Genomic DNA, 14,613 nt, shown 5'->3' on the forward strand with positions numbered 1-14,613 from the left:
TGTGATGAGCCGGAGACCCGCGGCCCGCGGAGAGGAACTGGATGAAGCCGTTTAACATTGACGAGCGCTCGCTTCCGCCGCTGTTCGATGTCGGTGCCGTGTGGACCATCTTGTGGCAACGCTGGCTGACCGTGCTGGCAAGCACTTTGGCCGTGCTCCTGCTGGCGCTGGCTTACCTTGTGGTGGCAAAGCCGAGCTATACCGCGACAGCTTCCGTCATGATCGATCCACGCGATCCGCGCGCGACGAATCTCAACAATGTTCTGCCCGGCATCGGCAGTGACAGCGCGGCCATCGCGAGCCAGGTATTCGTGATTGAATCGCGCGACCTGCTGATGAAGGTCTTTGAGAGCGAAAACATCGAAAACGATCCCGAATTTGCAAGCGGCGGTCTGCTGTCGCGTATCGGTCTGGATTCGCATCCCACGAAGGATTCGATCTTCAGGAGCTTTCAGCGTGCCGTCACCGTGGAGCGTGCCGGGCTTACCTATGTCATCGATGTCAGTTTCGCATCCCGCTATTCCGACAAAGCGGCCCGGATCGCCAATGCGATTGTCAATCGCTACAGGGCCGGTCTGTCGGGGGAGCGAGAAACTGCAAACAGCGACGTAAACTCCCTGCTTGCGAGCCGGATCGGCAATCTCCAGAAGAACGTCAGCGATGCCGAGCAGGAGGTCGGAGATTTCAAGGTCTCGCATCAGATTCTGGATGCTTCCGCCGGAGGCACGCTGCAGTCCCAGATCGACAAGCTTACGGATCAGTTGATCAGCGCGCGAAGCGAGGCGGACCAGGCCAAGGATAAATATGCCCAGGCGGTTGCCGCAGGCACCTCACCGGCGGGTCTTGCCAAGCTTTCGGAAATCCTGTCTTCCGAGGCGACGGTCAAACTCCGCGAAAACTATAATCAACGGGCGGCCGACCTCGCCAATTACGAGGCCATGTATCAGCCGCGCCATCCGATCATCAAAAGGCTGCGATCCGAACTGGACAGGATGCAGGGTCTCATGACCATCGAGGCGCAGCGGATCACGCGGGAATTGAAGGCGAAGTCCGATCTCGCCGCGCAAAACGTCACAGCACTTCAGGCAAAGCTCGATGATCTCCGCCAGAAGCTGGAAAGCTCAAATGCCGCGCAGGTGCAGTTGCGGCAGCTGGAGGCGAAGACGAAGGCGGCGCGCACTGTCCTTGACGATTTCCTGAAGCGCGCCGAGGAAACATCGCAGATGCAGGGCCTGCAGCTACAGGAGGCGCGGGTAATCAGCGCTGCCGCTCCGCCGGTGCAGCCGACCTGGCCCAAGCCGCTGCTGCTCTTGCCGGTCAGTGCAGCGCTTGGCCTTATCATCGGCTGTGGTCTTGCCCTGGTGCGCGGCCCCAAACATCAGCCGGAGCAAGATCCGACGAGCCCCATAAGAGGCAGCCTCCTCGGCGTCGAGCCTCCTCGGCATGCCGTAAAGGAGACCGTAAAACCGGAGCCGGTGCTGGCGCCAGTTAATCTTGGAGAGTATCGGTTGCCTGGTCTTGCCGGCTCCGGCGCCTATCTCAGCATCCGCGCGATGCGAAGACGCTTTTTCCAGGCCGGAAACGAAGCCTTTTCGCGGAATGTGTTGCAGCTCATGCGACGCATCATTCTGCATCTGACCGAGCATCCGAAGCCTTACGTGCTGTTGGTCTCATCGCTTCATACGCCGGTTGCGGCGAGACTTGCGGGGGCAATCGTCGGCATCGGTCTCCAGCAGGCCGAACAGAATGTGCTTGTGGTCGAGTTTGGCGATCAGCCGGGTCCGGGAGCATCGGCGCGTAACGGCAACGGTGTCTTCGTGAGCGGCGCGAGCGGTCTGCGAACGGTCGTGTACAACAGGCAAGTTGCCGAGAATGGGAAGCCGCCGGGAGACCTCGGCCTCGACGACATTTTGGCGACTGCCGGCTCCTTCGATTTCGTGCTTCTGATGGGACCTTCCATCGTTGGCAGCTGGGATCCCGCGCTTTTTGCCGAAGCGGATCTCATGCTTTTTGCGCTCAGCCCGGCCGAGGAAGCGGGGGAAATCACCAGCTTGCTTCGTCAGCGCCTCGATGCCGATCAGATCGGGCGCAGCGCCACGTTGACAATTGCACCGGAGCAGACAGAGACGCAAGGTGGCGAGGTGGTGCGAGCGATCCGATCGGCTGACGACGGAGAGCAGGGCAGCCGAATCTCTGCGAGGGGGTGACCGTGGGGCGCAGCTTGCGATCGACGTTGCTATCACGCCGAAGCGCTCTCAAGCTGGCAGGCGGCTCCATTCTGGCTGCTCTTCCGGCTGCCGGCGCGGCCCGTGTGGCGGCCAAGCCCATCGTGCCTTCATGCGGCATCAATCTGCCGGGATGGTTCGATCGCGGCGATGGCGTGGCGCCAAGCGAGCCTGTGCTCGAAAAGCTTCGTCAATTGGGCTTTCAAACGATCCGTTTGCCGATCAATGGCGATCTCTTGTCGGCAGGTGATACGACCACCCTCCGTCGCATCGAGGCTGGCGTGGCCGATCTCAATCGGCTGGGCTTCTCGGTCCTTGCCGACATGCATCCTTCCGAAAGTCTACATACGGCTCTCCGTCAGGATTTCGAGGCCGGTTCGCAAAGGGCGGCCGAGGCATGGATGGCGCTAGGCAGCGTCCTTGCGAACCTTTCGGATGAGATGGTCTATGCAGAATTGTTGAACGAGCCGCCTCTGCGAAATGACGCGTGGCTTCAACTAAGGCAACTGCTTGCCGAGGTCGTGCGATCGAAATGTCCTAACCATACGCTGATCTGGGGGCCATCACCCTCTCAGGGCATCTGGGAAATAGGCGAGACGCCGCCCCTTGCCGACGATAATCAGATTGCTGCCATTCATTTCTATTCACCCACGGCCTTCACTCATCAATGCGAGACCTGGGATGCGTCGCCACTGGCGCAGATTTCGAATTTGCCCTTTCCTGCGACCATCGAGACGCCGCGGGTACAGCAGAGCATCGGAAAGCTGCGAGCGGCCGGGGACGAGCAGGCGGCAAGCCTTATCGAGGAACAATTGGCGACACCCTGGACGGAGGCTGCGATCGCCGCCGAATTTATGAAGTTGAGGCGCTGGTCCGAGACATATGACTGCCCTGTCATGATGAACGAGTTCGGCGTCCTCAACTTCTGCGTCGATGCCGAAAGCCGTCGGTTCTGGGTTCGGGCCGTGCGGCAGGCGGCCGAGAGCAACAAGATCGGCTGGGCCTATTGGGAGCTTGATCAAGGTTTTGGCATCATCAGGAGCAGAGGCAGCATTGAGGGCTTCGATGACGCCATGATCGCGGCACTTCTGGATGACAGCAATGGCGGCTGAAAAGCGGCGGAATATGGCCATGTGGAACGGCAACTGATGCGGATAAATGGAGATTGGCGATGAGCGTTACCGGAGGTCGCGCCGGCTTCGGGGCGGGAGGCCTGAGCGGACTTCGTTCGGACGCCCTTTTCCATCTTTTCATCGCCATCCTCGCGGTCGTCGCTTCCGTCTCTGCCTTCGCTGTCTGGACGCCGTTCGGGGTTGTCGCGACATTCGCGTTGACGCTGGTTTTGTCGATTGCTCAGCCCGGCTGCATCCCGATCGTCGTTGCCTGCTCTTTTCTCTATCAAAATCTCGTGGTCGCCTGGTTCACGCCTTTCGTGCCCGACCACAATACGTTCGATGCGTTGCGCGGTGCCAATTTCGTCATTCTCATGACTGCATTCGGCGCCTTCGTGATGGCTTCTTTCCAGTATCGGGTGAGAGCTCTGACCGAATTGCGGCCGTGGCTGACATTCAGCTTCGTGCTCTGCGGTATAGTGAGCTTTTATCTTGCGCTCGGCGCTGTTCATGGCGGGCCGAAGGATGCCGTCATCTATTTCCGCAATACGATCACCCCACTTGCATGTTTCCACATCGCCATTCTCGCAGCCAGCCTCTATCCCGTTGATCTGCGCAAGGGCATCTTTTGGCTCTGCGCCGTTGCCATCATCTACGGTTATCTGGAACAGATTTTCCGGATGGATTTCCTTAGCCTGTTTCATGGCGATCTCTATATTCACCGTGGTCTGAAGGCTCAGATCGAGGCCGGTGTATGGGAAAAGAAGCTGAGGGAGACCGGTTTCGTGCTTCGCGGTATCGAAGACACGATGATGACGACCTTTTTCAACATCAAGCTGTTCAGCGACCTGTTTCCGCCGATCTTCCGCAATGGCGGCCCGAATTTTCACCCGATCAGCTATGCCTACGGCTTGAGCATCATGTCTGCCTGGCTCCTCTTCAAGGGGCGCTGGCTGCTGCCGATTGCGGCCTTGCCGCTATTGCTCGTCATCGGCTCCAAAGGCGCGACATTCATGCTGCTTGTCGCGATCGGCGCCCGGCTGATCTATCGCCCATCGCGCGCGGAACTGACGCTGCTTGCCGTCGTCGCGCTTGCGGTCGTCTGGACGGTCGCCGCCATCCTCTTCGGCGCCACCCATGGCGACTACCATGTTCTCGGCCTGATCGCAGGCGTTCGCGAATTCCTGCACAATCCGTTCGGGCAGGGCCTGGGGATCGGCGGCAATCTTTCGAGTACGAGCCTCAATCTCGATTGGGACCGGGCGCAGGATGAGGGCGTCGCCTCCGTCCCGGTTGAAAGCGCTGTTGGCGTCATGCTCTACCAGATGGGCATGGGCAGTTTCGTCTTCTTCGGCTTTCTTGCCGCATTGGCGCTGTCGGCCCGCAGGCAGCTGCTCGCCACCGGTGAGCCGGATTTCCTGTTTGCCTTCGTCGCGATCATCACGATTGCATCCAATGCGGTATTGCAGGAAGAGGCATTCTTCTCACCGCTCGCGCTCGGCTTCTGTCTTCTGCTTGTCGGTGTTTCCTTTGGAACGCGATGGCGCTTGCTCGGTATTTCGCGAGGCATGTCCAGCCAGCCGGGCGAGCATATGCCGTCGCCCTCGCTTTGAGCCTGTTGATCTTCTGTCTTGCTTGCATGGCGCCGTTCATTCGGTGGAACGAATAGCCAGATTGGACTGTGCACAGTCCTTTGCGGAAGCTGCAAAAAACCGACCTCGGCTCTTTATCAATAATCAGGAGCCGAAGATGACGAGCTCCGTGAATGTCAGGTCACCAAGCGAGGGCGGTTTCGGACCTTTGAAATATTTCGTTCCGCTTCCGGCAAAGTAACGTCCGACGAGACCGGACACCGGCCCGTTCGCGTCGACGACGCAGAGAAATATGCCTTTTCGCAGGAGATGGCGACCAAGTGCGCCGGCACACCGGCTGAGCTCCTCTGGCGTGCGGCTGTAAATTACCTGAGCACTCGGGACAATGCCATGGAAGATGCGGCGTGTCTTGAAAACGAAGGGAAAGGCTTCGTCGCCATCGACACAAATCAACGACAGGCATCCGAGTGCCGCATGCTGGAGAAGAATCTCCCTATCGCCCTCCGAGAGCATCGACATTTCGGCAAGGCCGGGACTTGCTTCGAGCACCCGATAAGGCTGCCTCACAGCACTCAGCATCGGCAGAAACGCCAGTTGCCCATCCGCATAGCGGCGAAAGCCGAGCGCTTCATTGACCTTTATCGTTCCCGGCGCCGGCGAAACGTTGATGTAGGTGACATTCTTTCGTCTGAGCGCCGCGATAACCATCTTGCCGGCGAAAGCGCGGTATTCCGGATCGACAGACCAGCTTGATAGATTGCAGCGGAGCTCTTCTCCTTCCAATCCTTCATGCCGGAAATAAAGCGCCAACAGGACACCGACGATGCGTCCGGACATGTCCAGAACGAAGCCGTATTTCGGCAGATCGGGCACGAAAGGCCGTTTTTCCATCCGTGTGACGGCGCGCTCCCAATAGCTTCGATCGCGCGTCGGAAAATTTCTGCGGAGACAATCGATGATACCATCCCAATCGCTCTCCTCGATTGGTCGGCAAGTAAGTCCGGGAGGAAATGCGCCTAAAACTGCCATGATAAACTCCGTAATATTATCAATGTAGCGTCGCGTTTTTCGCATTTTGGAGACATACACTATTTCTATTAGTGAATATTTCTCGAAACAGTGTTTCTTGCTTGTCGCCCCAGCTATGCCGCGGGTTTAGAGTCCAGCACGGCGGATCGCAGCGTAGATCTGGTGCGTATCGTCTTGAGCTGATGAAGCTTTGCGGCGAGAGCAGGACTTATGCTTTCGATGCCGTATAGGATGCGTCGCCGCGTGAAATGGAACTGGCGGCGCAGACGCCACCCGACATCGGTTTTCGCGGTCAGATTGAAGTGGCGATCGGCCATTTGCACCGAACCGATATCCATATCAGCCTTTTCCGGGTCGTCGTAATAGGCGGCGATCCTGGTATGATCGATAGCGGTTTCTGTCATCCATTGCGGGACATATGTGCGGCATAGGCGCTCAACATCGGTCAGAAGCCGGCTGACGCCGAGGCCGGTCGCCGGGCAGGAGGTCAAATAGGCGTCTCCGATGAGCACGACACCGTCCTGTCGGCAATTCTCGGCCAGCGTAATTTCGGTGAGCCAGCTGTCGATTCTGCTGGCAATCTCGAAGTCGCCAAAATGATCGACGAGCGATGGGAAGGCGGCGATGAGCGCCTGCTTTGGATCGTCATGCAGTGACCTGACCCAGGAATCTCGTGGATCGCGAAACAGGAAAAGATTGGCACGTGTTGCATCGGCGACCGGAAATAGATCGAGACGATCGATGCCGTCACCGTCTCCATGATAGCGCAGGGCTGTATGGCGAAATCTATTGGATTGCAGCGGACGAATGTTGAAGCCGAATGCAAGAGGGCGCCTCTCGCCGATCGATTTGTGCGAAATGCCAAGATCCCGGTGGAGCATATCCCCCATACCGGTTGCGAGCACCAATAGGCGAGCAGTCAGTTCATCCTTGCCGAGAATTGAAATCCGCTGCTGCTTGGCGCTCGTCCGCAAGCCGGTGACTTGACCGACGACGAAATTCACCGTCTCCGGTAATGCCGCGCGCATCGCGCCAACGAGCCTGTTGTAGAAAAAGCCATAATGCTGGCCGTGTGTCCGATCCAATATGCGCCCCCTATGCAGATTGACGATGTCGTCGAAGGGCGCAGCAACCTTGAACAAGGGCGCGAGCAATTGAAGCTGCTCGAGTTTTTCGATCTCTCCACGACCGATTTTCTCAACGCGGAACTCCTGCGGAAAGACGCGATGACGGTCAATGAGCGTCACCCGATATCCCGCTCGGCCGAGCAGGCAGGCGGTAAGCGTGCCGGAAAGCCCGCCACCGACGATGGCTATGTCGGTGTCCGTTTCGGTGGCCGACGGTTCGGGATATCGCCTGTTCATCATTTCGAATACCTCAGGATCGCGTAGATGGCGTAAGGATTGGTCGTCAGGTAGCGCCAGAACAGGCGGCGGGGCTCCATCAGCATGCGCCAGCACCACTCGAAGCCGGCCCGTTGGATCCACATGGGCGCTCTCTTCGTTTTCTCCGCCAGATGATCGAAGAGCCCGCCCGAGGTCTTGATGACGCCGACATTGGCAAGCCGTGCGGCAAAATCGTGCACGAATATCTGCTCGCGCGGAACACCAAGACCGATCCATAATATGTCGGGAGCAAGTGCGTTGATTTCATCAAGTTTCTGCTCCAGAGCTTCCCCCGCAAGATAGCCGTGGCAATGACCCACGATGCGCAGGCCGGGATAACGGGTTTGCACGGCGGCAACGGCCTGATGGTTTGCGGTCTCGCTCGCTCCCAGGAGATAGAAGCTCACGCCCTTCTTTTCGGCCAGTTCGGCAACATCATGGAACAGGTCGGTCGTTGCCACGCGCTCGGGGAGCTGTACTCGGCAGAGCAGGCGAGAGGCCATGACGAGGGGTTGGCCGTCAGCCAGGATCTGATCGGCTTCCTTGAAGAGTTTGGCGATATTGGCATCGGCATGAACGCGCGCGACGACCTCGCCATTGGCTGATGTAAAGTAATAGGGCCGGCTGTCGCGGCGGCGGCGCGCCACATCGATCATGAAGGAGGCGGCATTGCGCCGATTGACGACGGTGATGGGCAATCCGCCGATCAGCACGCTTGGAAGCACAAGCGGATAATCTTGAGCGGGAATGGCGGCTGCGTGTTCGGGCGCGTCGGCCGGCTGCATTTGGCTCTCCTGATTTGAAATCTGCTTTTCGGAAACAAGATGTGCACGGGTGGCCTCTGCCTCGCCGAGGTCTGATTTCTCGGCGCTATTGTTGATTGAGTAAGCTCTTTCTGAATAATTTTGAGAGTCTGTACTAATATCTTGCACATCCATTACCTCCGATTGCGTAATGGTTAGCTAATATTGGTTGGAAAGTTAAGGCGTTTATTAGTATTCAGTTAATATGTAAATTTCTAAATAAATAATATTCGTATAAACTGAAATTCTTTTCCAGGCCGGATTGCCTAGGAAGGCACGGATATTTCTGAAATAATTTCAGAGGCTTGATCGCTCGCAAGTAATTCCGTTCGCGCGGGGTAATAGGAGTGATGATAGCGTTTCGCGGCTGCGAAGGAGCGGGTCGGCAGAGCTTCCTGTCAAAGTGATGCTGTCGCCGCGTGCCGGATCCAAACGGAATACGACCATGGCGTTAGCGCATTTTTGGGCAGCGATGCGACGCAGCTGCTGGAGCTGTCCGGTGAGTGCAATCATTGAGATTGCAGGGTGCATCTTCCAACATGCGGCAGACGGGATTTGCCGAGCTTAGCGGCCTCTGCACCCATCCCGATTTTCAGCGGCGCGGCCTTCGGGGCCTTGCTCTTCCATTTCGCAGCTGGTGAGATCGCGGCCTGCGGCGAGACCGCCTATCTGCATGCTTATACTATGAATGTACCGGCCATCTCTCTATGAGGCGATGGATTTTCGCATCCGCTCGGAGATGAACTTGTCAGTCGTCAAGCGGCAGCCGGTTTGATTTTCCGGTAGTCGCCGCAAAGGCGGGTTACTGCTGCTGCAGCGCGAGCCTCAGACCCAAAGCCACATAGATCGTGCCGATGACCTTTCCCTGCCATCGACCGATCGTGCGGTTGCGGCGCAGCCAGCCACCGATCGAGCCGGCGCCGACCGCCAGAAGCGAGGTGACGCCGATACTGAGGATGACGAAAATCGCTCCCAGCAGCGCGAATTGCCCGATGACGGACCCACTTTCCGGATGAATGAACTGCGGCAGGAAGGCCAGGAAGAAAAGCGCTGTTTTCGGGTTGAGGATCTCGGTGAAGAAACCCTGGCGAAACGCACGCATAGGGGTAATGGCCTGCGCAGTCGGCAGATCGATGCTGCCGCTTTTCTCGACAAAAGCCTTGAACCCCAGATAGATCAGATAGATGACGCCGGCATATTTGACGATCTCGAAGGCCAGTGCGGACGTGGCGAGCAAGGCCGACAACCCGAAGGTCGCCATCATCGTATGGAAAAGATCGCCGGCAGCGATGCCGATGCCGGTTGCCAATCCCACGCGCTTGCCGCCGCTGACCGCTCTGGCGAGCGTGAGCAATGTAGCAGGCCCGGGAATGACCATCAGGCCCAGCACCACCACCATATAAGTCGTCAAAACACCGAGGCTGACCATCGATCTCTCTGAAATTGCGTGCCGCGGCAAATCCCTTAGGCAACATAGAAACTTGGCATCCGCCATTCTTAGCTGGCTTGAAGATTAATCGATCTGGAGATCCTTGCAACAGCCATGTCGGGTTCGGGCCTCTTTCGGCGCGCTGGCTTTCCAGCGGTCGTTCTATTCCTCCGGCATAGCCATCTGGTCTATAGTACGAGGCTGATTTGGTTGTAGCTCGCAATGGAGTTTGAAGTTGAGCACTGCGTTCATGAAGGAAGAAAGCGCTGAGACGGCGGCGGAAACCGTGCTGCCCGACCGGCCCATTTCTCCACATCCGAACCTCGTCACGGAAGCGGGGTTGAAGGCTCTGGAATTTCAGCTTCAGGAGGCACGCAAAGCCTATGAAACGGCAAGCGCCATCGAGGATATCAACGAGCGCCGCCGGCAGACGGCCATTCCCTTGCGCGATGCCCGTTATTTCGCGGAAAGACTGCGAACCGCTGAAGTCATTGCGACGCCCACCTCAACCGAGATCGTTGCCTTTGGAAGCAAGGTAACCTTCAGCCGTGAAGATGGCCGCGTGCAGACGTACCGCATCGTCGGCGAAGATGAAGCCGATCCTAAGGCAGGATCGATTTCCTATGTGTCGCCCGTTGCACGGTTGTTGATGGGGAAGAGGGTGGGAGACGTCATGAGCCTTGGCAATGACGAGCTGGAAATCACCGCGATCGAATAGCCTCTCCGGTATTTGGGGCCTCTTCAGAGCCTGAATGACGCGTCTGTCGCGATGTGCTAATATTGCGGTCTATCAGGTGCACAGCGGGTGATGGCGATGTTGGAGGCAGACAAGATATTCGCCGGCTCGATTCCGGAAAATTACGACCGCTATATGGTGCCGTTGATTTTCGAGCCTTATGCGGCAGACATTGCACAACGCGCCGGATCTCTCAAGCCGCGCACAGTGTTGGAAATTGCCGCAGGCACCGGAGTTGTCACCCGCGCCTTGGCGCCGAAACTATCCTCCGATGCAAGCTACGTCGTCACCGACCTCAACCAGCCGATGCTAGATTATGCCGCTTCGCGACATCAGCCGGACGGGCGCATCACTTGGCGGCAAGCGGATGCCATGGCGCTGCCGTTCGAAAATGCGGCCTTCGATCTCGTCGTCTGCCAGTTCGGCGCTATGTTCTTCCCCGATCGCATCTCGGCGTATCGCGAGGCAAAGCGCGTTCTGAAATCAAGCGGACATTTCCTGTTCAACGTATGGGATCGCATCGAGGATAATGTTTTCGCCGACGACGTGACGAAGGCGCTGGCACGGATTTTCCCGAACGATCCGCCACGTTTTCTGGCGCGCACGCCGCATGGCTATCACGATGTGGACCGGATCCGCAGCGATCTCGAGGATGCCGGTTTCTCTGAAATCGTGATCGAAACGAGGGCAGAGCAGAGCCGCGCGTCCTCACCGCGCATTCCGGCCATCGCCTATTGTCAGGGAACCCTGCTTCGCAACGAAATCGAGGCCAGGGAAGCGGGGAAGCTGCAGGCTGCGACCGACTATGCAGCCGCCGCGATCGAAGCAAGACATGGTAGTGGCGAAGTTGCGGCCAAAATTCAGGCGCATGTCATATTGGCGACCGCGGGTGAAGCTTAACTGAAGAATAACTATAATTTAAAGCAGCGCTGCGCAATTATGCAGGCAGCGACGAGTTGTTATATCGTTTTGGATAGAAAATGCGGGATCCAAGACGATATTTGCCGAGATTTCCGGTGAGGTTTTATAGAAAAATACTTGAGAGTGAGGATGCGGGCCAAGCTGCCAGCAAATCCACCCACACGCTCGTGAATCTCCAGGTATTGCGTGCGCTCGCCGCCTCTTCCGTGGTTGTTGCCCATGGCTTGCACGAGACGGGCATGCTGGCGGCAGCAACAGGACGTGCAGTGGTCGATGGCTCCGCATGGAATCTCGGTTTCGGCGTCGATATATTCTTCGTCCTCTCCGGCTTCATCATGACCCATACGACCGCGTCGGAATTCGGCAAGAGCGGCGCTTCGCTCCGCTTCTTCCTGCGGCGCTGCGCACGTGTGGTCCCGCTTTATTGGCTGCTGACGAGCGTCTTGTTGCTTGGCGCGCTTGCGGCCCCCTCGCTTCTTGCCGTTCCTATCGGTTCCCTATCCCATGTCCTGGCATCCTATTTCTTCATTCCATCCGGGCGCGGCGTCGATGAGATTAGGCCGGTGCTCGCCCTCGGCTGGACGCTGAACTACGAGATGCTGTTTTACGTCTTTTTCGCCGCGGCACTTCTGCTGCCGATACGATTGGGCGTCTTATGGCTGTCGGTTCTCATGGTCGGAATGGCGCTTGTCGGAAGGCTCATCGATCCCCAGCATGTGCAGATAGCGTTCTGGACGAACCCGATCATTCTGGAGTTCCTCTTCGGCGTCTATGTCGCGCTGATTTTCCGCAGTGGAGTAAGGATCGGCGGCGGCTGGGCACTTGGGCTGGCCGCCATCGGGCTCCTTGGCTTCGTGCATATCTCGACTCTTTGGAACGATGCGGCCCTGCCGCAATTCCTGCGAAGCGGTGTGCCTGCGGCTCTGTTCGTTCTGGCGGCCGCGATCGGCCCCGTCCTGCCTCAAAGGCGGCCCGTCCTTTGGGGTGTCGCGCTCGGGGACGCCTCCTATAGCCTCTACCTTGTCCATCCCTTCATCCTGCGGCCGCTGCGCGCGATATGGGAGAAAGTGATCGGGGCAGGGCTTCCTCTCGGACTGTTCGTCGTTTTTGCGACGCTTGTCGCCGCCATGTTTGCCAAGGCGCTTTTCAGATATGTCGAGAGGCCGCTTACGAGCCGCGTTCAGGGCCTCGCGCTTCGCTCTCTACGGAACAAGCAGACAGCGGCCGCTCCTCTTTCGCGAGGTGATACTGAGAGCGCCTGATCTTTTTAGCGGGTGCTCTTGCCAAATTGCCTCGGCATTTTGTGCATCGCGGCTTGGTCGATCTTCGCTCTGTAGTATCGGTAGACTGGCGGGTGCGGCGGCGCTTAATCGGCCCATTCCGGATCGGTCGTAAATGCAATCGTCAGCCAGCGGTCCGGGCCTTCGCCACCGATCGCTTCGCCGATCTCGTCACGGATATGGTCCCATTCCTCCAGCTTCTTCGCTGGTCCATCCGGCGGCACGATGAAGTAAAGCTCGATCTGCCTGCCGCGGCCGACGCGCGCGACATAGGAGCGGTAGGACAGGAAATTGTAGCATTGAACGATTTCAGCCGCTACGCGGTCGACATGGTCCCGCAGATCCGCGGGCGTCACGAGCAGGATATCGGCAAATGCCTGCTTGATCGTTCCGACCGGCATGGGAATGACGATGAGGCAGACGAGAGCTAGGGCGACCGGATCGACATAGGGCGACATCCACTGCAGCTTCGTTCCTTGGATGAAGAAGCCGAAGATGAAGGCGAGGAGCAATGCGGCGCTGAGGCTGCCGGTCATCACCCAGGCCTTGGCATCCAGTGCAATGAAGTTGGATCCGATGGTCTTGTTCGCTCGCGTGGCATAGGCGGCCATCAGGAAGGCGATGATCATGGTCAGGACGGCATAGATGATGGCCTGATCGAAAGAAAGATGCCGTCCGCCGCTCATGATGCTGCCGACGGCGTTGATCAAGGCATAGACTGCTGCTCCCGTCAGCAGCACGCCATTGAGGCCGAGCACCATGGGCTCGAGATGCCAGAAACCCATGGTGAAATGCTTGGCGAATTTGCCGGCGGCGGTTGTGTTTGTCGCCGAAGATACGATCAGATTGGAAACGACCAGCGCAACGATCGTCATGCTCGCATCCGTCAGTGCGTAGATGCCATCGAAGACGATTGCGTAGGAGCCGGAGAGAAGGCCGAAGACAATACCGGCGACGGCGAGAACGAACGTCACGATAATGGAAATGCGCAGAACGCTTTGTTCGGTCGTCATTTTTCAATCCCTGGTTAGGGCGCGGCGTTCGTTTCGGAAAGACGCGGGTGTGAGCTGTCGCAACTCTTAGCCCGTCATATGCGCCGCGCCAATCGGGTTAGCTATGTCGAGGAGCCCTTGGCTCAGAAACCGAGCGGTATTTGATCTCTCATGCCTCATGGCCTCGCGCTCCGGCCCTGCCGTCTGAACTCGCTGGGAGTAACGCCGACCAGCTTCTTGAAGTCGCGGGCAAAGTGAAAGGGGTCGGGGTAGCCGCATCGGGCGGCTATCCGGCTGATCTGCTCGTCCGTTACGACCAGCAACGGCTTTGCGGCATTCACACGCTCATGGCGCAGCCAATCCAGAGGCGTCGTTCCCATTCTCTGGCGAAAGCGGCGGAACAATTGCGCTTGGCTTAGATTGGCGGCGGTCGCGAGATCTTCTATCGCCCAGGGGCGTGTCAAGTCGGCGCGGACCAATTCCATAACCCGTTGCAATCGTTGTACGGAGGCGCTGAGTTCGCTGCTTTCGGCGCGCTCGGATACAAGGAATGAAATCAACTGTGCCAGCAGGGCAAAGCATCTGTTGTCAGCAAGAAAGCTACCCGTCTCTACTTCCTGCAGGATGCCTTCGAACAGCGCCTTTGGATCGCGGGTGTTGGCCGTGTCGAAGATCGGATTGCCGATCACATCAAGGCTGTCGAACAGGGTATCGAGCCCATATCCGACGAAACCTAGCCATAGGTAGGACCAGTGAGAATGGCGCGGCTCGCAGCGATGCGAATAAAGCATCGAGGAATCGAGCCAGGCGATCGTCCCTTCATGCAGCAAGCTCGAAACCCCATTGACCTGCAGCAGGCCTTTTCCGCTGAGAGTAAGGACCAGGGTGTGATGGTTGAAGCGATGGGCGATCGGCATTTCAGCAGGTGTGCAAACCCGGCGCCCGGCGGCGAGAAGCGTGTAAGGAAACACCCGGGACAACTTGCCCGGAGTCTGAAAGAAGACGTCGTCGAGAGGGAGGGTCTCTGGTAAAATCGCTTCATGGGTCATGGCGACTTAATTCTATTTCGGAATGAGAGTTTTATCCATATGGCTGCGGCTCGCATCCAT

At 57.9% G+C, this 14,613-nt stretch carries 12 protein-coding genes and 1 pseudogene; 7 read left to right on the forward strand and 6 right to left on the reverse strand.

All coding sequences use genetic code 11. The features are described 5' to 3' along the window. Window positions 1-41: 41 nt before the first annotated feature. From FHT85_RS14070 to FHT85_RS14080, 3 genes are read left to right on the forward strand one after another with little or no spacing between them, the layout of a single operon-like run. On the forward strand, window positions 42-2,207 hold the full coding sequence (locus FHT85_RS14070; RefSeq protein WP_112410808.1) for a GumC family protein: 2,166 nt from the start codon (window positions 42-44) through the stop codon (window positions 2,205-2,207). A 2-nt stretch (window positions 2,208-2,209) separates the two neighbouring features. Beyond that, entirely contained in the window at window positions 2,210-3,337 is a 1,128-nt protein-coding gene (locus tag FHT85_RS14075) for a glycoside hydrolase family 5 protein (protein ID WP_112410809.1), read from the forward strand. Between the two features lie 59 nt (window positions 3,338-3,396). Further along, window positions 3,397-4,950, forward strand: a complete 1,554-nt coding sequence (locus tag FHT85_RS14080; RefSeq protein WP_112410810.1) for a hypothetical protein — start codon at window positions 3,397-3,399, stop codon at window positions 4,948-4,950. Between the two features lie 123 nt (window positions 4,951-5,073). On the opposite strand, the gene FHT85_RS14085 is transcribed toward FHT85_RS14080, so the two are convergent. The 3 genes from FHT85_RS14085 to FHT85_RS14095 all read right to left on the reverse strand — a co-directional run bounded on the left by FHT85_RS14085 (window position 5,074) and on the right by FHT85_RS14095 (window position 8,128). Next, window positions 5,074-5,820, reverse strand: a complete 747-nt coding sequence (locus tag FHT85_RS14085) for a hypothetical protein (RefSeq protein ID WP_112410811.1) — start codon at window positions 5,818-5,820, stop codon at window positions 5,074-5,076. A 251-nt stretch (window positions 5,821-6,071) separates the two neighbouring features. Then, window positions 6,072-7,325, reverse strand: a complete 1,254-nt coding sequence (locus FHT85_RS14090) for an FAD-dependent oxidoreductase (protein WP_112336961.1) — start codon at window positions 7,323-7,325, stop codon at window positions 6,072-6,074. After that, complete coding sequence (locus FHT85_RS14095; protein ID WP_112336960.1) at window positions 7,322-8,128, reverse strand: WecB/TagA/CpsF family glycosyltransferase; 807 nt, start codon at window positions 8,126-8,128, stop codon at window positions 7,322-7,324. The genes FHT85_RS14090 and FHT85_RS14095 overlap by 4 nt, the downstream gene beginning before the upstream one ends. A 545-nt stretch (window positions 8,129-8,673) precedes the next feature. Here FHT85_RS14095 and FHT85_RS30545 point away from each other — a divergent pair. Next, window positions 8,674-8,921 (forward strand): annotated as a pseudogene (locus tag FHT85_RS30545) (GNAT family N-acetyltransferase); the annotation flags it as partial. Window positions 8,922-8,948: 27 nt separating this feature from the next. Here FHT85_RS30545 and FHT85_RS14100 read toward each other — a convergent pair. Further along, window positions 8,949-9,575 (reverse strand): LysE family translocator, encoded by a 627-nt coding sequence (locus FHT85_RS14100; protein ID WP_112336959.1) that lies wholly within the window; start codon window positions 9,573-9,575, stop codon window positions 8,949-8,951. Between the two features lie 235 nt (window positions 9,576-9,810). Here FHT85_RS14100 and greA point away from each other — a divergent pair, with 235 nt between their 5' ends. The 3 genes from greA (at window position 9,811) to FHT85_RS14115 (ending at window position 12,494) form a co-directional block, all read left to right on the forward strand. After that, entirely contained in the window at window positions 9,811-10,293 is a 483-nt protein-coding gene (gene greA, locus FHT85_RS14105; protein ID WP_112410812.1) for a transcription elongation factor GreA, read from the forward strand. Window positions 10,294-10,389: 96 nt separating this feature from the next. Next, window positions 10,390-11,211, forward strand: a complete 822-nt coding sequence (locus tag FHT85_RS14110) for a class I SAM-dependent methyltransferase (protein WP_112410894.1) — start codon at window positions 10,390-10,392, stop codon at window positions 11,209-11,211. Window positions 11,212-11,327: 116 nt separating this feature from the next. Then, window positions 11,328-12,494 (forward strand): acyltransferase, encoded by a 1,167-nt coding sequence (locus FHT85_RS14115; protein ID WP_312861343.1) that lies wholly within the window; start codon window positions 11,328-11,330, stop codon window positions 12,492-12,494. Window positions 12,495-12,598: 104 nt separating this feature from the next. Here FHT85_RS14115 and FHT85_RS14120 read toward each other — a convergent pair whose 3' ends face one another. Both FHT85_RS14120 and FHT85_RS14125 read right to left on the reverse strand, forming a co-directional pair. After that, window positions 12,599-13,525 (reverse strand): cation diffusion facilitator family transporter, encoded by a 927-nt coding sequence (locus FHT85_RS14120; RefSeq protein ID WP_112410814.1) that lies wholly within the window; start codon window positions 13,523-13,525, stop codon window positions 12,599-12,601. A 155-nt stretch (window positions 13,526-13,680) separates the two neighbouring features. After that, the gene (locus FHT85_RS14125; protein WP_246779987.1) at window positions 13,681-14,553 is read right to left on the reverse strand and encodes a helix-turn-helix domain-containing protein; all 873 of its coding nucleotides are present in this window, start codon (window positions 14,551-14,553) and stop codon (window positions 13,681-13,683) included. Between the last annotated feature and the right edge of the window lie 60 nt (window positions 14,554-14,613).

The sequence above is a fragment of the Rhizobium sp. BK312 genome (assembly GCF_014193605.1).
Lineage (GTDB): Bacteria > Pseudomonadota > Alphaproteobacteria > Rhizobiales > Rhizobiaceae > Rhizobium.

Excerpts from the sequence above, each read along its gene's own strand:
- FHT85_RS14070 (WP_112410808.1), top strand. The coding sequence starts at position 42 with ATGAAGCCGTTTAACATTGACGAGCGCTCGCTTCCGCCGCTGTTCGAT.
- FHT85_RS14080 (WP_112410810.1), top strand. The coding sequence starts at position 3,397 with ATGAGCGTTACCGGAGGTCGCGCCGGCTTCGGGGCGGGAGGCCTGAGC.
- FHT85_RS14085 (WP_112410811.1), bottom strand. The coding sequence starts at position 5,820 with ATGGAAAAACGGCCTTTCGTGCCCGATCTGCCGAAATACGGCTTCGTT.
- FHT85_RS14090 (WP_112336961.1), bottom strand. The coding sequence starts at position 7,325 with ATGATGAACAGGCGATATCCCGAACCGTCGGCCACCGAAACGGACACC.
- FHT85_RS14095 (WP_112336960.1), bottom strand. The coding sequence starts at position 8,128 with ATGCAGCCGGCCGACGCGCCCGAACACGCAGCCGCCATTCCCGCTCAA.
- FHT85_RS14100 (WP_112336959.1), bottom strand. The coding sequence starts at position 9,575 with ATGGTCAGCCTCGGTGTTTTGACGACTTATATGGTGGTGGTGCTGGGC.
- FHT85_RS14110 (WP_112410894.1), top strand. The coding sequence starts at position 10,390 with ATGTTGGAGGCAGACAAGATATTCGCCGGCTCGATTCCGGAAAATTAC.
- FHT85_RS14120 (WP_112410814.1), bottom strand. The coding sequence starts at position 13,525 with ATGACGACCGAACAAAGCGTTCTGCGCATTTCCATTATCGTGACGTTC.
- FHT85_RS14125 (WP_246779987.1), bottom strand. The coding sequence starts at position 14,553 with ATGACCCATGAAGCGATTTTACCAGAGACCCTCCCTCTCGACGACGTC.